This is a genomic window from Neptuniibacter sp. QD34_54, assembly GCF_047778055.1.
Taxonomy (GTDB): domain Bacteria; phylum Pseudomonadota; class Gammaproteobacteria; order Pseudomonadales; family Balneatricaceae; genus Neptuniibacter.
On sequence record NZ_CP180546.1, the window covers coordinates 3,776,031 to 3,792,533 of the forward strand.

The 16,503-nt window shown below is 46.8% G+C and carries 14 protein-coding genes; 7 read left to right on the forward strand and 7 right to left on the reverse strand.

The genetic code is table 11. The features are described 5' to 3' along the window. Window positions 1-2: 2 nt before the first annotated feature. Complete coding sequence (locus ACMXYP_RS17410) at window positions 3-560, reverse strand: pyridoxamine 5'-phosphate oxidase family protein (RefSeq protein ID WP_415882894.1); 558 nt, start codon at window positions 558-560, stop codon at window positions 3-5. Between the two features lie 113 nt (window positions 561-673). On the opposite strand from ACMXYP_RS17410, the gene ACMXYP_RS17415 reads away from it, so the two are divergent. Then, window positions 674-1,573, forward strand: a complete 900-nt coding sequence (locus ACMXYP_RS17415) for a LysR substrate-binding domain-containing protein (protein ID WP_415882895.1) — start codon at window positions 674-676, stop codon at window positions 1,571-1,573. Here the strand turns inward: ACMXYP_RS17415 and ACMXYP_RS17420 are convergent. Next, window positions 1,570-2,157 (reverse strand): DUF1415 domain-containing protein, encoded by a 588-nt coding sequence (locus tag ACMXYP_RS17420; protein WP_415882896.1) that lies wholly within the window; start codon window positions 2,155-2,157, stop codon window positions 1,570-1,572. The two genes, ACMXYP_RS17415 and ACMXYP_RS17420, sit on opposite strands and share 4 nt — an antisense overlap. A gap of 113 nt (window positions 2,158-2,270) precedes the next feature. Here ACMXYP_RS17420 and ACMXYP_RS17425 point away from each other — a divergent pair, with 113 nt between their 5' ends. Together ACMXYP_RS17425 and ACMXYP_RS17430 are read left to right on the forward strand one after the other, a co-directional pair. Further along, complete coding sequence (locus ACMXYP_RS17425; RefSeq protein WP_415882897.1) at window positions 2,271-2,804, forward strand: chorismate--pyruvate lyase family protein; 534 nt, start codon at window positions 2,271-2,273, stop codon at window positions 2,802-2,804. A 19-nt stretch (window positions 2,805-2,823) separates the two neighbouring features. Next, window positions 2,824-4,980 carry a TonB-dependent receptor plug domain-containing protein gene (locus ACMXYP_RS17430; RefSeq protein ID WP_415882898.1) on the forward strand — a complete coding sequence of 719 codons (2,157 nt, stop codon included), beginning with the start codon at window positions 2,824-2,826 and terminating at the stop codon, window positions 4,978-4,980. A 173-nt stretch (window positions 4,981-5,153) separates the two neighbouring features. Here ACMXYP_RS17430 and ACMXYP_RS17435 read toward each other — a convergent pair whose 3' ends face one another. The 3 genes from ACMXYP_RS17435 to ACMXYP_RS17445 all read right to left on the reverse strand — a co-directional run bounded on the left by ACMXYP_RS17435 (window position 5,154) and on the right by ACMXYP_RS17445 (window position 7,934). Beyond that, window positions 5,154-5,705, reverse strand: coding sequence for a hypothetical protein (locus tag ACMXYP_RS17435; RefSeq protein ID WP_415882899.1), 552 nt, complete (start codon window positions 5,703-5,705; stop codon window positions 5,154-5,156). 199 nt (window positions 5,706-5,904) lie between these two features. After that, window positions 5,905-6,933 carry a methionine synthase gene (locus ACMXYP_RS17440; protein WP_415882900.1) on the reverse strand — a complete coding sequence of 343 codons (1,029 nt, stop codon included), beginning with the start codon at window positions 6,931-6,933 and terminating at the stop codon, window positions 5,905-5,907. 26 nt (window positions 6,934-6,959) lie between these two features. Then, the gene (locus ACMXYP_RS17445; protein ID WP_415882901.1) at window positions 6,960-7,934 is read right to left on the reverse strand and encodes a DUF1852 domain-containing protein; all 975 of its coding nucleotides are present in this window, start codon (window positions 7,932-7,934) and stop codon (window positions 6,960-6,962) included. A gap of 434 nt (window positions 7,935-8,368) precedes the next feature. On the opposite strand from ACMXYP_RS17445, the gene ACMXYP_RS17450 reads away from it, so the two are divergent. Next, window positions 8,369-9,166 (forward strand): FAD-binding oxidoreductase, encoded by a 798-nt coding sequence (locus ACMXYP_RS17450; protein WP_415882902.1) that lies wholly within the window; start codon window positions 8,369-8,371, stop codon window positions 9,164-9,166. Between the two features lie 86 nt (window positions 9,167-9,252). Here the strand turns inward: ACMXYP_RS17450 and ACMXYP_RS17455 are convergent, their stop codons facing one another. Beyond that, a complete protein-coding gene (locus ACMXYP_RS17455) occupies window positions 9,253-9,855 on the reverse strand; it encodes a hypothetical protein (protein ID WP_415882903.1) in 603 nt (200 codons plus the stop codon). A 229-nt stretch (window positions 9,856-10,084) separates the two neighbouring features. Next, complete coding sequence (locus ACMXYP_RS17460; protein WP_415882904.1) at window positions 10,085-12,715, reverse strand: molybdopterin-dependent oxidoreductase; 2,631 nt, start codon at window positions 12,713-12,715, stop codon at window positions 10,085-10,087. Window positions 12,716-12,944: 229 nt separating this feature from the next. On the opposite strand from ACMXYP_RS17460, the gene ACMXYP_RS17465 reads away from it, so the two are divergent. From ACMXYP_RS17465 to ACMXYP_RS17475, 3 genes are all read left to right on the forward strand, one after another. Beyond that, complete coding sequence (locus tag ACMXYP_RS17465; protein WP_415882905.1) at window positions 12,945-13,550, forward strand: ANTAR domain-containing response regulator; 606 nt, start codon at window positions 12,945-12,947, stop codon at window positions 13,548-13,550. Window positions 13,551-13,567: 17 nt separating this feature from the next. Next, window positions 13,568-14,593, forward strand: a complete 1,026-nt coding sequence (locus tag ACMXYP_RS17470; RefSeq protein ID WP_415882906.1) for a CmpA/NrtA family ABC transporter substrate-binding protein — start codon at window positions 13,568-13,570, stop codon at window positions 14,591-14,593. Between the two features lie 464 nt (window positions 14,594-15,057). Beyond that, window positions 15,058-16,437 (forward strand): CmpA/NrtA family ABC transporter substrate-binding protein, encoded by a 1,380-nt coding sequence (locus ACMXYP_RS17475; protein ID WP_415882907.1) that lies wholly within the window; start codon window positions 15,058-15,060, stop codon window positions 16,435-16,437. Window positions 16,438-16,503: the final 66 nt, after the last annotated feature.

A 16,503-nucleotide genomic window follows, 5' to 3' on the forward strand; every position in this document is an offset into this window, starting at 1 on the left:
TCTTATGCTCCTTTATTTGATTCCCGCGCCCACTCAGTTTCTGTGAACCTTGGGGTAATATGCTTGGAACAATTCCAGTCAAACGCTTCCAGTTTAATATGAATAAACGATTCCGCTTTGGCCGCACTGTCCATCTGATCTGCATAGAGTTTTAAATGTTCTTCAACCGAGAGTAGCTTGACCCGGCCTAAGATCTTTAAGCGCCGACGATGGGGATAATCCATTAAAAATAGCGCTACTTTATCATTCTTAGAAAAATGGCCTAAGCTCTGATACTGACCATTACCACTTAGATTTCCAAAAGCTAAAGTCTCTTCATCCAGCACCTTTAGAAAGCCAGCCTCACCACCGCGGTGTTGAATATAGGGCCAGCTATCTTCCCCCACTGACGCCATATAAAAGTTATCCCGTGCTTGAATAAAGTCTGCTTCACGCTCGGTGAAACGATCAAAATCAGGCATTCGCTGGCGTACCACAGCAGACTTCTCATAACTGCCGAAACGCTGCTGCATCGCAAGTACAGACTCGGTAAAGGTTATGTCGCTAAAACGATGGGCCATGAGAACACCTTACTTAAACATTGATCATGTCATTCATTATGTGAAAAACAGATAACGCAATAAATAGAGCAAACTAGATTTCAATAATGCACTTTATGCATTAATCTGCAGAGATGAATAAACTCAAAGCGATGGCGGTATTTGTCAAAATCGTCGACTGCGGCAGCCTTAGTGCAGCAGCAGAAAAGCTATCCATGTCCCAATCTTCGGTGGTCCGAACGCTGGCGTCACTGGAGAAAGAGCTAGGTGCTCAGTTGCTCTATCGAACCACCCGTAGTCTCAGCCTAACCGAGGAAGGTGATGACTACTGCCAGCGCTGCCGACAGATATTGTTGGAGGTAGAAGATGCAGAAAATGCCCTCAGCCAGCAACAAACGATCCCTAAAGGGGTGATTCGGATAACTGCGCCACAAACCTTTGGCCGCCTGCACCTCAGCCCTGTGATTAATGAGTTTTTAGATACCTACCCAGAGATGGAGGTGGAACTGCTGCTTTTGGATCGTGTGGTGGACCTGATCGAGGAAGGGATGGATATCGCCCTGCGTATCGGTCCCCTTCCCGATTCTACCCTGATCGCGAAACAGGTCGGCGAGGTCAAATACAAAGTCTGCGCGAGTCCAGATCATATTGCAGAATACGGGGTACCGAATCACCCAGATGATTTAGAGCAGCTCGACTGTATTCATCTCACCGCGCTTAGATCTCACGCCACTTGGGGATTTACTGAGGGTAGTCAGCAATACAGAATCAATGTCCAGGGTAGCTTTAAAACCAATCATGTCGAAACAGCCGTGGATGCTTGTCGCGAAGGTCGCGGTTTCGGTCAATTCTTAAGTTATCAGGTAAATCCGCATATCAAAACAGGTCAGCTGACCCCAGTACTCGAGCAGTTTGAAAGCCCATCGATACCGGTCAATCTGGTCTATCCTCACTCACGCCGCCTATCTTCCAGAAGCCGCGCCTTCATTGAGTGGGCACGACCAAGATTACAGCAACGCTTAAAGAGCGATTAGGACTCTGTAGGCCAATATTGGGCAAGGGGTGGGAAGCGCTCGATTAAGCCAGTACGCCCCATTGTTTCCATCAACGCCATATTGCGTTCAGGAATCTCATCTGGGTTCTTATAGTGCACTAGCACGCGGCTCATCTGCCCTTCACGGATAATATGAATGGTTGGAAACGGCGCACGGTTAGTCCAGTTGGTAATGTCATCCGCTTCAACCCCAGAGAAACAGTAATCAGGGTGGAAGCTCGCCAGTTGGAAGACACCGGCTAGGCCCGCGCGTTCAAGCATAGTTTGGCAAAGATCTAACAGATCCAGAAACGACTCAAAATCCACCGCTGTCTCGGTAAACGCAACTAAGGTTGTGGATAACTCTTCTTCAGGCGAGTCCTGAATTTTAGCCAGCTCAGCTAGGAAATCCTGCGCTGCATCGGTCATCACACGGGCATGAGATACCGCGTAACGAATGCTTTGATTGCGCACTTCAGGTGCAGCAAAAGGACATAGATTTAGGCCAACTACAATCGCCTCAACCCATTGTTGAGTTAACTGTTCTGCCTGCGCTGCTGGAAAAGAGAATTTATCAGTCGTCATAGCCGCTATTTTACCCCAGCTGCCCCGTCAATGCTCCCTTTTGGTGCCTATGATGCAGACCTCCCTTTCTGCTAATATAGCGCCACTCATCATTAGGAAGCTAAGTACCTCAAGTGCCTATCAAGTCAGCTCTTACCACCCAAAGTTTTGATACCCGTTGGTTGAAACTGCGTCGACCACTCAAAACCGTGGTGCCTCACGAATGGCAAAGCTGGTTGCTGGATAGCGGCTCGCTGACCCAACGCTTAGTGAAACGCAGTCACGGAAATTTCCGTGTCGAAGTGGTAAGACAAGGCTGGATGCGTCCAACCCGCTCCGAGGCCAATGCTCTAGGTATAGATCAGCGCCAATGTGCGCTAGTCCGAGAGGTTCAGCTGATCGGTAACGACGTACCTTGGGTCTTTGCCCGCTCCATTATCCCAGCACAAACTCTAACCGGTAGTGAGCGTCAGCTGCGAATGCTCGGTAACCGTTCTTTGGGAAGCCTGCTATTTACCGACCCAACCATGCGCCGCGATCCTATAGAGATCAGTCGTCTGCAACTCCAAGATAAAACCGAGATCTGGGCGCGCCGCTCAGTGTTCTTCCTTTCCAATAAACCATTGCTGGTTTCTGAAGCATTTTTGCCTGAGCTATTAGGCAAGTGATAATGCGGGAAATAGCCAGATGCGTTTACTTAATTTATTGATAAAACAGCCTTTATATTTACTCGTTTTATTCTTAATTTTTAGCGCAAAGAGCATTGCTGCCGACCCGAATTCACCCTTCGATGAACGTGACTTTGATGAAAGAAGCTACCCCCATGAAGGTGACTATTTCTCTACGATCGCTTCTGGCCATCTAGAAGCGATCCGAAAATCACCCGGTACGGTTAGCGTCATCACCGCTGCAGAAATAGAAGCTATGGGCGCAACGCATCTCGATGAGGTTTTGGAAACGGTTGCAGGGTTACATGTGCAGCGCTCAGATCTAAGCAGATTGGACCCGGTCTACAGTATTCGCGGTATTCAAAATGGGTTTTCCACTCAAGTTCTGGTTCTCTTTAATGGGATAGAGTTTAAAAACCCATTCAGTGGTGGCCTTCCCACAACATTTCGCTTACCCCTCAACGCAATTGAACGCATTGAAGTGATCAAAGGTGCTAGCTCTGCGTTATATGGTGCAAATGCCTACTCAGGCGTCATCAATATAGTGCCAAAACGCTCGCAGGATTATTCTGAACCTATGTTTCAAGCCCGAGCGGGTAGCTTTGGCAGTCGTGATTTCACGGTACAACACAGCGACTTTGATGGCTTTGGCAAAGGCTATTTCTTTTCTCTAGAACATCAGCAAAGTGACGGCGATGATTCCAGAATTATTACTCAAGACTTCCAGTCGCTGAATGACATTTGGTTCGGTTCAAACGCATCATTAGCGCCCGGCCAGCTTAATAGAAATTACTCAGTTACCAATGCGATGTTAAATATCGATAGGGGTGACTGGAGCTGGAATAACTGGTTTTGGCATAACCATAAAGCAGGTAACGGCCAAGGCGGTGCTCGTGCCCTAGACAGTTCGGGTTATGAAGACACTTACTCCCTCATGTCGCATCTACAATACCGGGGCATTATCAACTCTCAATATTCCCTGGAGAACAACTATTCCTACCACTATCAAGAAGGTGAAAGCACCTTAACCCTGTTTCCAGCCAACAGTATTATTCCGATTGGCAGCGATGGAAACCCATATACTCCAGGAGGCAACTTAGTCCGTTTTACAGATGGAGTCATAGGCATTCCTTCCGCCAAAATGCATAAATCTTACGTTGATCTCATTTTAAACTATGTTGGTTCACCCGATCATATTTGGCGCTTTCAGGTCGGGGGGCAATTTAGTAATTTCCGCAGTGAAGAGAGAAAGAACTTTGGTCCCGGTGTGTTAGACGGCACCGAAACGGTTGTTGATGGCAACTTAACCGACGTTAGCGATCAGTCTTACGTCTATTCAGAAGATAATGAACGTCATAATGCATTTTTAGCGATTCAAGACCAATGGGCGCTAAATAAAAACTGGACCCTCACCGTCGGTGGGCGTATAGATCATTATTCCGATTTTGGCCGAGTATTTAATCCGAGAATGGGCTTGGTTTGGGAGCCAAATCAAAAACTTACCGGCAAATTACTCTACGGCAGGGCCTTCCGTGCACCGTCATTCAGCGAGCTTTATTTAAAGAACAATCCCGGTGGACTAGGCTCGCCGCCGCTTAAACCCGAAAAAATAGAAACACTGGAACTGGTTGCTGACATCAAACCCAAAGAAACGCTGCATCTACAAAATACGCTCTTTTACTACCAAGCCGATGATTTGATCACCAACCAATTTAACGGTTCTGTATATCAATTCCAGAACTCGATGGAACAGCAAGGTTACGGCATAGAGATAGAGGGAACTTGGCATATCAATCATTCGTTAACACTGAAAACCCAATACAACTACCTAAACACCAAAAACTCGATTACGGGTGGCAGTGTCGCCGATATTCCAAACCACACGGGCTACCTAGCCGTAGATTACCGTCTCCCCAATCATTGGAAGCTAAACCTGAATAACCATTGGATCGGTTCGAGTAACAGGGCTCCAAACGACACACGCACAAAACACAGCGGTTATTCATGGGCGAACCTAAAACTCTCAAAAGAACACAAGTTAGCTGGACTCAGTACAGCTCTGATCATCAAAAACGTACTGGATAAGAATGCCACCACCCCTGCGTCTTCAATCATCCCTAACGATTATCCTATTGAAGGTCGAAGCGTGTTAGGAGAACTGACTTACCAGTTCTAGGCAAGTAATTGACTGGCTGAACACAACTAAGGTTTGGAATTGGTGTAATACGCTTCGCTATTACACCCTACGCTAGATAATTGCTCGACTGCTTTCGACACAAAGCAGACATCTAAAAACTCCACTATTGCGCTTCTTATCACTGAAAATCTTTATCGCTCAGTCATAGTCCATTAGCACAACAAGAACAGTTTACAGCGGTCAACTAAAGGCCTGATTGTCTCCAGAGCATTTACATCCTTGAAGTAAATATGGTGGGTAAAGTCACTACCTTCAAAGTAAAGAATCCCTAACGATGGAATAACAAAAGAGAAGCGTGCCCGCTCACCACACCTATAATCAGAGAGGATTAGTGTCGATTTCCTGCCTTCTTTTGAAGTAAATTCTCTGAACGTAAGCTTTTCATTGTACCGACCTAACTTCTTAACTAAAAAGGCTTCAAATTGAGAAGTCAGCAGGCAGATAAAGGTATATAGCTTTTCATCGTAGGCTTTGCGAGTTTCATCTCTTGCTTTATCTAGATTCAATATTGCTTCATCTAAAGATAACCAGTGATCAAAAACAGTTACAGAAATCCATTCAACACTCTCTGACTCCCCAGTATCGTAGTATGTATCGAGAGCTTCAAAATGGGTAGCGAACTCATGCCGAAGGCTTTGTTGCTTACTTTTCGGAAGGTTAATGAATTTGCGTTTGGAGGCAGTGTTACACTTTGCTTTATTCATTACCAAGCATATCCTTGTGCTATCGATAAGTACTCACAGGCTAACAGCTTCCACTAGGAATGTCCGCTTTTGGCACAAAGCAGAAGCCACTCCCCCACTAAAATCCTTTTCTCTAGGCGCAGCCGTCCTCTAGCAGCGTAGCTGCGTCCTAAAAGCGGAGCGATCTCTAGCCGCGAAGCGGCGTCCTTGCCACTTAATCTCACGCTGCCAGCTCTTTTCTAACCAGTTCTGCACCCGCGTGCAGGGCATTCAATTTGCCGCGTGCAATTTCTCGTGACAGGGGTGCCATACCGCAGTTGGTGCAAGGGTAGAGTTTGTCGGCATCGACATACTTAAGCGCACCACGCAGAGTTTCGGCGACCTCTTCTGGCGTCTCGATGGTCTCTGTCGCGACATCAATCGCACCCACCATCACTTTCTTACCACGAATCAGTTCTAGTACTTCTAGCGGTACACGACCGTTGTGGCACTCCAAAGAGATGATATCGATATTGGATTTCTGCAGTGATGGGAACGTCTCTTCGTATTGACGCCATTCCGAGCCCAGCGTTTTTTTCCAATCGGTATTGGCTTTAATGCCGTAGCCGTAGCAGATATGCACGGCTGTTTCGCATTTAAGCCCTTCAATCGCGCGTTCTAGGCAAGCAATGCCCCATTCATTTACTTCTTCAAAGAAGACGTTAAATGCCGGTTCATCAAACTGGATAATGTCCACGCCCGCCGCTTCCAGCTCTTTCGCTTCTTCATTGAGCGCCTTGGCAAACTCCCAAGCCAGATCTTTGCGGCTTTTATAGTGATCATCGTAAAGGGTATCAACCATGGTCATCGGCCCTGGTAGCGCCCATTTAATCGGCTGATCCGTTTGCTGACGCAGGAACTTAGCGTCCTCTACGAACACAGGCTTTTGACGGCTTACCGGACCAACCACAGTCGGTACGCTGGCATCATAGCGGTTACGAATTCGAACGGTTTTGCGCTTTTCAAAATCAACGCCGCTCAGGTTCTCGATAAAGGTGGTCACAAAGTGCTGGCGTGTTTGCTCGCCATCGCTAACGATATCAATACCGGCGCTTTCTTGCTCTTGCAGGGTCACACGAAGTGCATCCTGTTTGCCAAACACGAGTTCTTCACCTTCAAGTTTCCAAGGTGACCAAAGTTTCTCCGGTTCTGCTAGCCAAGAGGGTTTAGGTAAACTTCCAGCAGTTGAAGTAGGTAGTAAGTTTTTCATAATTTATACAACTCTATAATCTTGGCTTACGCGTAGTTAGCAGACCATTTTTCAAGAATTTCCCCATAGGGCTTAATAAAGTGCTCTTCCGCCCATCTGCCCTGTTCAACCGCTAAACGGCTGCGCTCTTCTCGGTCATACACAACTTGCGTTAGTGAGAAATCTTGGTGCTTCAAACTTGGTTTAAACACTTCACCGGCAAAAGCATTGGCGTTATAAATCTCTGGACGATAGATCTTTTGGAACGTCTCCATCGTGCTAAGAGTGCTAATCAACTCAAGGTTGGTGTAATCGTTGAGCAGATCCCCGTAGAAATAGAACGCATAAGGCGCCACGCTGTTTGGCGGCATGAAATAACGCACCGCCATGCCCATCTTTTTGAAGTACTGTTCGGTCAATGACGGCTCGTTTGGCTCGTACTCCGTACCTAGAACCGGGTGAGTATTCGCCGTTTTATAATACGTTTTGTTATCCGACACACTCAGGCAGATCACAGGCAGTTTGTTGAAGTTCTGCTTGTAAGCCTCTGAGTTCACAAAGTCTTTAAACATGTTGCCATGCAGCTCGCCGTAGTTATCCGGCACGCTGAATTGCTCTGCATCTTTGTTGTGATTCAACAGCAACACGCTGAAATCATAATCACGCACGTAAGAAGAGAAGTTGTTGCCCACAATCCCTTCGATACGTCGCTCAGTTTTGTGATCAAGAATGTACGTTTTTAAGATCTCAATCGTTGGGAAATTATCACCATTGCCTTGCACATCAATATCAACATGGATGATCTCAAGCTCTACAGAGTAACGATCATTGTTTGGGTTATCCCAAGTCGCTAGTGTATTAAAGCTGTTATCAATCATCTTGATCGCACGGCTCAAATTTTCTTTACGCTGTTCGCCACGCGCTAAGTTGGCAAAGTTAGTTGTTAGGCGAGTATTGCCTGATGGCTCATAGTTTTCGTCGAAACTAATGCGCTCAATGCTGTATTCGAAACCGTTGCTCATAATCTTTATTCCGTAGAAATTAAGTCTGACTTTTCATCGCTCTATGTACTGTTCATCTGCCTTAAATAACCATGGGCCGATATTAGGAGCAGTCGTACTTCTTGTGAGCGTTAAGGTAAGTGCACTTTTTACAGGGACAGTTTTATGAAAAAAATTGATTAAATTTTATGGTTTGATGACCTTTGCTCATGAATTGATTGAGGCAAAGTTTTGAAGAGGCACTACTAGGCATTTTTTTGCTGGATGAGCGCCCATTTTACGCAGGCTGCATCGGCATCGGTGATGCTCAGGATCTGGTGCTAGGCAAGTGGAGCGAATAGACAATGTATGAGGGAAACTAATTGATCAGTGAAAATTAACCATTTCTACTCATGCAATAAGCTCTTTAAGCTGCTTGGCAATCAGTCACGAAAACAGAATATTTAGGTTTGTTTATGAGTAACCTTGCCACAACCTACCCAGTCGCTTCTTACCTTTGTCAGGTTGTTAAGTTTGCCCCTTTGAGAAACGTCTCTTTTGATACAGATACATTTGATATTGAGCTGCAATCGCCAGCAGGTACAGCGCTTAACTATCATGCAGGACAGTATCTGCAGCTCGATTTAGACGTTAATGGCGATGGTCAGCTACAAACGCTCTCCTACACCATTGCCAGCAGCCCTGATTCAGAAAACCCTCGCCGCCTACAGCTGTTTATCCAAAACGGTAGTGCGTTTGCAGATAAGGCTTTGAACTGCCTATCTCAACATGCAGAAAGCCAAACACCCCTTAATGTAACGCTGGCCATGGGGAAAGCCTTTTTACAGACCGATCTTGCTCTGCCCCATCTATTAATCGCTGCGGGCTCGGGCATATCCAAAATTAAAAGCATCACCGAAGAGATACTAAGACGTAAACCCGATGCTGAAGTGAAGATTTACTGGTCGAACAAACAGAGCGAAGAGTTCTATCTGCTAGAGCAGTTCAAAGCTTGGACGGATCAGAATGCGAACCTAAGTTTCACGCCAATTCTCGAATCACCAGATGCCAACTGGATCGGCCATACTGGCTTTATCTACGAAGTGGTAAGCGAAGATTGTGATGCACTTGAAGGCACTCAAACCTACCTATGCGGCTCTCCCAATATGGTTTACGGCACAATCGATCAGTTGGAGGCAAAAGGGCTTAAGGAAGAGAACTGCTACTCAGACGTATTTGAGTTTGCGCCAAGGGGGCAGCAAGCGGCTAGTTGAAGTGCTGATTGATTAGAGGAAAAGGTGTAATACGCTCCGCTATTACACCCTACTTGCTAGCATTCTGAAAATCATGCTTTTGAATTCTAGTTATCAATAAAACCACCCTGTTTTAGTTCATTTATCACCAAACTTAAATCAACCCCACTAGGCGACAGTGAATCGCCTTTTGCTAGCCAACTATTAGCTGTTTCATCAACCTTAATTAATCCTTCACTAATCGCATAAGACAATGTGTATGCCGAAATAAAGCTACCAGCTGAAAATGATTTATCTAAAAAGTGGTAAGCAAGGTTGTTAGTTTTGAACCCTCTAAAATTTGGATGTTTTAGGTAAAACAGTCCCTGCAATAGGTTTGCATCCTTGGGATATGTATCTTCCACTAAGCTGAGGTAACCTAGCCCCTCTAACTCATGTCCCTTTTTAAAAAAGGCGTAATAGCTACCTAGGTTCAATGCAGCTTGCTTTTCACCTAAAGCCACAGCCTGTAGCCAAAGAGCTTCTGCTTTAGCGACATCCTTCGACCTGCCTTTCCCAATGTAATAACAATCTCCAAGTAACAGGTATGTCCTTGGATCCCCATGCTTTTTCGTGTCTTCATAGAAATTGCATCGCGACGTATCTTCGGATTCAGCAGCAAGATTCAATGACGTGAGAAGCAGAAAGGCTAGTAAAAGATAATTCTTCATAAACTACAGTTTTTTCCTTGGCGTGCATTGAGCCAATATCCTTTAACTAACTATCTATTAATTGCATCTGATTAACAATCACACAGAGCTCTGCATAGAGCACAAACAGAATTCAAATAGCTTTTTCGCCTCTAGCCGCAGCCGTCCTCTAGCCACGCAGTGGCGTCCTAAAAAAAGCAGCCAATGGCTGCTTTTTCCCGTTTTTACCCTGCCTTTTACAGCTACACCATCACTTCCCCAACATCCCATTCAATTCAGGAATACAGGAGCCACAGTTAGTACCGCACTTAAGCTTATTACCCAGTGCATCGAGTGAGTTACAACCTTGTTGGATCGCATCTTCGATGGCGTGGCTACCTACTTGGTAACAGCTACAGATGATCTCACCCGGATCTTCCAGTTCGCAGCCGGTTACGCTGAGTAGGAAGCGGCGTTGGTCCATATTCACTTCGGTTTCGGCAAAGAGCTGTTCCAGCCATAAGGTTGATGGAATCTGGCCGTACGGCATACGGAAGAAGGCCCATTCTAGTTGCTCACCACTTAAGCCAGCAGCACGGAAGCTATGCTGACCGGCGTCTTCCAACCAGATATCGATTTCACCAAACTGCTCCTGACACCAGCTACGCATATCTTCGATGTTGTTGCTGTCTGCCAGATAGTAGAGCGATGCACTCTCTTTGGGCACACGCGACCAGTATTCCACCGGTAACGCATCATCTAGGGGCTTGCGGGTAATCAGCCAACCTTCCCAAGCGGGGTTATATGGCTCGACGTTTACCACCGCGTGTTTACCTTCTGGCTGACCCGAGAACGGATCGACCGCCGGCTGAACCAGGGCCCCCATGCGCGCCTTGGCACTGAACTGTTTGTTCCAGTGCATAGGCACAAAGATCTCACCGCGGCGCTGATCGGTATCAACGATACGGGCACGACCGATATATTCCGCCTGTATATTTGTAAGTTTAACGAGCTCAGATTCTTTGATATTCAGTTTGTCCGCGTCCTCTCTGTTGAGCTCAACAAAGGGTTCTTCGCGGTGTTGAAAAAGGCGGCTGGTACGCCCTGTATGGGTCATTGTGTGCCACTGATCACGAATACGGCCGGTATTCATAACAAACGGCATTTCGTCGCAAGGTTGCTGTAGCGGGTCGTGTGGATCGACCGTAATAAACTGCGCCTTACCCGATGGCGTAAAGAACTTACCGTCAGCAAATAGACGCGCGGTGCCATAAGGCGCAGCATCGGTTACCGGCCACTGCTGTGGTTTCAGGGCATCGTAACTTTTAAGATTCAGATCTTGCAGTTGGCTGATATCAAAAGCGCGACTGCCGTTGTTTTCAAAACCCGATAACTCAGCATGCTCTTTAAAGATCTCGTAAGGGTGGTCGTAGGTGAAGGCCTGTTCATAGCCCATACGCTTGGCCACTTCGCTGATAATCCACCAGTCCGGTTTAGCTTCGCCTGATGGCGGCAGTAAGCTACGCTGACGGGAGATACGACGCTCAGAGTTAGTTACAGTACCATTTTTCTCGCTCCAGCCCGTCGCCGGTAAACATACATTGGCCAGGGCAACTGTATCTGTATGCGCCATACAGTCAGATACCACCACCAGCGGACATTGCTTCAGGCTGCGAACCACTTGATCGGCATTTGGCAAACTTACCGCAGGGTTGGTACCCATAATCCAGATCGCTTTTACTTTGCCCTGTTCAATCGCTTCGAACAGATCCACCGCTTTATAACCGGCGCTGGTCGCAACATTATCGCTGCCCCAGAAACGGCCTACACGGTCGACCGCTTCGGGCGAATTTAACTCCATATGCGCTGCAAGCTGATTCGCTAGGCCGCCTACTTCGCGGCCACCCATTGCGTTTGGCTGCCCAGTAATCGAGAACGGTCCTGCGCCTTCTTTACCCAGACGTCCGGTAGCCAGGTGGCAGTTAATAATGGCATTGGAATTATCGGTACCACTGGCGGACTGGTTCACCCCTTGCGAGTAGAAAGTCACAACTTTTTCAGTTCTGGCGTACCACTCAAAGAAGGTGCGCAATTGCATGATAGGCAGATCACAGGCTTTAGCCACGCTATCAACATCTGGGAAAGTAAGCTCGGCATTAGCACGGGCATCAGCGAAGCCTTCAGTGAAGTTAGCAATATATTCGTAATCAAGGTGATCGTGGCGCGCTAAATAAGACAGCAAACCGGTAAACAGAGATGTATCGGTTTCGGCTTTGAGCTGAATATGCAGATCGGCGATATCGCAGGTCGCGGTGCGACGTGGGTCTACCACTACAATTTTCAGATTAGGATTCTTAGCTTTTGCCGCTTTCATGCGTTGGAACAGGATTGGATGGTTCCACGCAGCATTTGAACCGGTGATGATGATCAGCTCGGCAAGCTCTAGATCTTCATAGCAGCAAGGCACAGCATCAGCACCAAAAGCGCGCTTATAACCTGCTACGGCTGATGACATACACAGGCGCGAGTTGGTATCGACATTGGCCGTGCCAACAAAGCCTTTCATCAGTTTGTTGGCAATATAGTAATCTTCGGTAAGGAGCTGGCCAGAGAGATAAAAGGCCACAGAATCGGGCCCGTGCTCCATTACGGTGCGTTTAAAACCTTCCGCGACTGTTTCAAGAGCACTGTCCCACTCAACTATTTTGCCATCGACGACTGGGTTGAGTAAGCGCCCTTCGGCCCCTAACACCTCGTTTAAAGAGGAGCCTTTTACACATAAACGGCCAAAATTAGCAGGGTGTTCTTCGTTACCCTTTACTGCAACTACGCAATCGTCAGCAATTTCGGCCTTTACCCCGCAGCCCACGCCGCAGTAAGGACAGGTCGTTGTCGTTTGCATCTTTACCTCCAATAAAACTATCCAAGAGCAACGTAAATATTTGGCTTACTGGTCAGTTTTTTGGAATGCAGGCACCTGCATACCCTAAACTGAAGACAGAGTAAGCACGCACCGTTGCGCATCAAAATGTATTGCTCCTAGTACAGCAAAGCGCGTGCCATAAAGCGCCCGAATAACCATGGAACAAATATTGCTTTATGACAGGCTATCCAATTCCGGAACTGGATTAATGAGTAAAGTTAACTGTTTAAACGTGCTGTTGATCGATGACGAGCCCATTCGTGTGAATGCGCTTGAGAAGGCGTTAAATACGCTGGGGCACCATGTTGTCTGTCATCTACCTAACACCACTGATCTAAATAAGCATGTCGAGGAGAACCACCCCGACATAGTCATTATAGATATGGATTCACCCAACCGTGACACGTTGGAAAGTATGGCGACGATGAGCCAGAACAATCCGCGCCCGATCGTCTTCTTTGCGGAACAACAGAACGACCGCAGGACGATGGCCGAAGCAATCAACGCCGGTGTCAGCGCTTATATAGCCGACGGTCTTCAACCAGACCGCGTAAAAGCGATTATGGATACGGCGATTGCTCATTTCGATGCTCACAGTTTATTACGTGAAGAGCTGGAGAAAACCAGAAACCAACTGGCAGAACGCAAAACCATAGAGAAAGCCAAAGGCATGCTGATGAAGCATCAAGGCTGCGACGAAGAACAGGCATATCAAACCCTGCGTAAGCTTGCGATGGACCGAGGTCAGAAAATTCCCGATGTGGCACGAAATGTGATTGAAGTTTTACAACTGGCGAACGGCCTGAGTAAGTAAAAGAGATAGGAGCTGATATGTCAGATGCACTGACACTAGAAAAAACTGACCTGAAACTAGGTTTTGTGGCACTGCTCGATTGTACCCCTTTGGTTGTTGCGCGCGAGAAAGGCTTTTTTAAGAAACATGGTTTGAATGTCATCCTGAGTAAAGAGTCCTCTTGGGCCTCTATTCGCGACAAAGTAAGTTTTGGATTATTTGATGCAGCCCATATGCTGGCACCGATGCCGCTGGCTGCAACATTAGGCTTAAACGGTAACCCGACACCGATGATGACGGCGTTATCCCTAAGCCAGAACGGTACGGCTATCACCCTATCGCAAGAACTTTATATGGCCCTGTCCAATAAGATCTCTGATTGGGATGACAGTGAACAGGTCGGCCAACAGTTTAAAGAGCTGATCCAGCAAAGCGGACGAAAACCGGTTATCGCAACCGTTTATCCCTACTCAAACCATCACTATCAACTGCGTTTCTGGTTAAACCAGAACAACATCGATACCGAAGAGGATGTACAGCTGGTCGCGGTACCGCCAACCAAAATGCTGGATAACCTTTCCACCGGTTTGATCGATGGCTACTGCGTAGGTGAACCTTGGAATAGCTTGGCTTTAGTGCAACAGATTGGTGGTTTAGTCAGTACCGGCCATAAGATTTGGGGCTCGCATATGGAGAAGGTGCTGGGCGTCACACAACAATGGGCCGATGAACACCCAAATACCCACCGCGCATTGATTACAGCAATCCACGAAGCCTGTCTGTGGGCGGAAGATCCAAGCAATCAGGCTGAGATTCTAAAACTCCTCGCACTGCCACCTTATTTAGATCAGGCCGCAGAGCAGTTATCTAAGTTCACACCGCCTTATTCGATGGAGCAACATTTCTCCGGTGAGAATGTGAACTGTCCCGATCCTGAGCATGGACTGTTCTTAATCGATCAGATGCGTAAATGTGGCCAGATTGGCGAACAGGAGTTTAATCAAGAAGATATCGTCCATAACGTTTACCGCAAAGATCTATATCAAAACTGGATCGGCGCTTAAATCTAAATTGAAAAGCACGGGCTCAGTTCATAAGAACTGAGCTTTTTTCTCTAAAAAGCTCCGAGCCTAAAACACGCCCTTCTATTGATAACCTTTGTTCCATTTAAAGCCCCTTTTTAAACCTTTCGCCCCAAAACAAACTTCACTTGCCCCATTTTTGCTCTCGCACTTTTGCACCAACTTAATGACCAAAAGCCCCATTGTGCACCGCAACAAATCACAACCAAAACTTACATAAGCACACAGCATAAACATAACCCATTGTTTTTACTGGATTTAAAAAACTCTGGCACAGCATCTGCTCTATTAGATAACAAATGAGTGCACCAATGGCGGTGCACTCTAAAAGTTAAACATGACCCAGAAGGTCACAAAATTTGAAACTAGGCAAAGGCGCCTCGGCTGATCACAGTGATGTGATCATGTTCGGCGCCTTTTTGTTTTTAAGATTGGGAGAACGATCCATGCTTAAGAAGAAAAAGGCTCTACTAAGTAAAGTTATCAGCGGTGCAGTCTTAGCTGCATCATTAATTACCGTCCCTGCATGGGCAGCAATTGGTGAGCCTGAAAAAGAAGATCTGAAGTTTGGTTTTATCAAACTGACAGATATGGCTCCTCTAGCGGTTGCATACGAAAAAGGCTTCTTTGAAGATGAAGGCCTATACGTAACGCTAGAAGCACAAGCAAACTGGAAAGTTCTTCTCGACCGTGTCATTGACGGTCAGCTTGATGGCGCACACATGCTTGCAGGTCAACCGCTAGGTGCCACTATCGGTTTCGGTACGCAGTCTCACATCATCACTGCATTCTCTATGGACCTTAACGGTAACGCGATCACTGTATCTAACGATATTTGGGATCAGATGAAAGAGTATGTGCCTAAACAAGCTGATGGCAAACCAGTACACCCGATCAAAGCCGATGCGCTAAAACCTGTTGTTGAGAAATACAAAGACGACGGTAAGCCATTTAACATGGGTATGGTATTCCCAGTATCTACACACAACTACGAGCTACGTTATTGGCTAGCGGCGGGTGGTATCCACCCTGGTTACTACGCACCGCATAAAGGTGATACATCCGGTACGATCGATGCCGATGCCCTACTATCTGTAACACCGCCACCACAGATGCCAGCAACAATGGAAGCAGGCACGATCTACGGTTACTGCGTAGGTGAGCCATGGAACCAGCAGGCTGTATTTAAAGGTATTGGTGTACCTGTAGTCACTGACTACGAGATTTGGAAAAACAACCCAGAGAAAGTATTTGGTGTATCTAAAGCATGGGCGGATGAAAACCCGAATACTCACCTTCGTGTTGTTAAAGCGATGATCCGTGCAGCTAAATGGTTGGACGATAACAACAATGCGAACCGCCCAGAAGCAGTAAAAATCTTGTCTCAGCCTAACTATGTAGGTGCGGACTACGACGTTATTGCTAACTCAATGACAGGTACATTTGAGTACGAAAAAGGCGATAAGCGTGAAGTGCCAGATTTCAACGTGTTCTTCCGCTACAACGCGACTTACCCATACTACTCCGATGCAATCTGGTACCTAACTCAGATGCGTCGTTGGGGTCAGATCTCTGAACCTAAGTCTGACCAGTGGTTCATGGATATCGCGAAGAAAGTTTACCGTCCTGATATCTACGCAACAGCAGCTAAAGAGCTAATCGAAGAAGGTAAGATGACGCCAGACATGTTCCCAGACTTCAATACTGAAGATGGTTTCCGTGCTCCGCAGACTCACTTCATCGACAACATCACTTACGACGGTAAGAAGCCAAATGACTACCTGAAGAAGTTCAACATTGGTCTGCAACCAGAACAGAAAATCTAATCTGACTGGTTAAGCATATTCCTCCCCCTCAGTTTTGGGGGAGGAATTCAGGTCAACGAGGGAGTA

Coding starts and splice junctions, on each gene's coding strand:
- ACMXYP_RS17460 (WP_415882904.1), bottom strand. CDS start 12,715: ATGCAAACGACAACGACCTGTCCTTACTGCGGCGTGGGCTGCGGGGTA.
- ACMXYP_RS17410 (WP_415882894.1), bottom strand. CDS start 560: ATGGCCCATCGTTTTAGCGACATAACCTTTACCGAGTCTGTACTTGCG.
- ACMXYP_RS17450 (WP_415882902.1), top strand. CDS start 8,369: ATGAGTAACCTTGCCACAACCTACCCAGTCGCTTCTTACCTTTGTCAG.
- ACMXYP_RS17475 (WP_415882907.1), top strand. CDS start 15,058: ATGCTTAAGAAGAAAAAGGCTCTACTAAGTAAAGTTATCAGCGGTGCA.
- ACMXYP_RS17445 (WP_415882901.1), bottom strand. CDS start 7,934: ATGAGCAACGGTTTCGAATACAGCATTGAGCGCATTAGTTTCGACGAA.
- ACMXYP_RS17430 (WP_415882898.1), top strand. CDS start 2,824: ATGCGTTTACTTAATTTATTGATAAAACAGCCTTTATATTTACTCGTT.
- ACMXYP_RS17415 (WP_415882895.1), top strand. CDS start 674: ATGAATAAACTCAAAGCGATGGCGGTATTTGTCAAAATCGTCGACTGC.
- ACMXYP_RS17470 (WP_415882906.1), top strand. CDS start 13,568: ATGTCAGATGCACTGACACTAGAAAAAACTGACCTGAAACTAGGTTTT.
- ACMXYP_RS17440 (WP_415882900.1), bottom strand. CDS start 6,933: ATGAAAAACTTACTACCTACTTCAACTGCTGGAAGTTTACCTAAACCC.
- ACMXYP_RS17455 (WP_415882903.1), bottom strand. CDS start 9,855: ATGAAGAATTATCTTTTACTAGCCTTTCTGCTTCTCACGTCATTGAAT.
- ACMXYP_RS17420 (WP_415882896.1), bottom strand. CDS start 2,157: ATGACGACTGATAAATTCTCTTTTCCAGCAGCGCAGGCAGAACAGTTA.
- ACMXYP_RS17465 (WP_415882905.1), top strand. CDS start 12,945: ATGAGTAAAGTTAACTGTTTAAACGTGCTGTTGATCGATGACGAGCCC.
- ACMXYP_RS17435 (WP_415882899.1), bottom strand. CDS start 5,705: ATGAATAAAGCAAAGTGTAACACTGCCTCCAAACGCAAATTCATTAAC.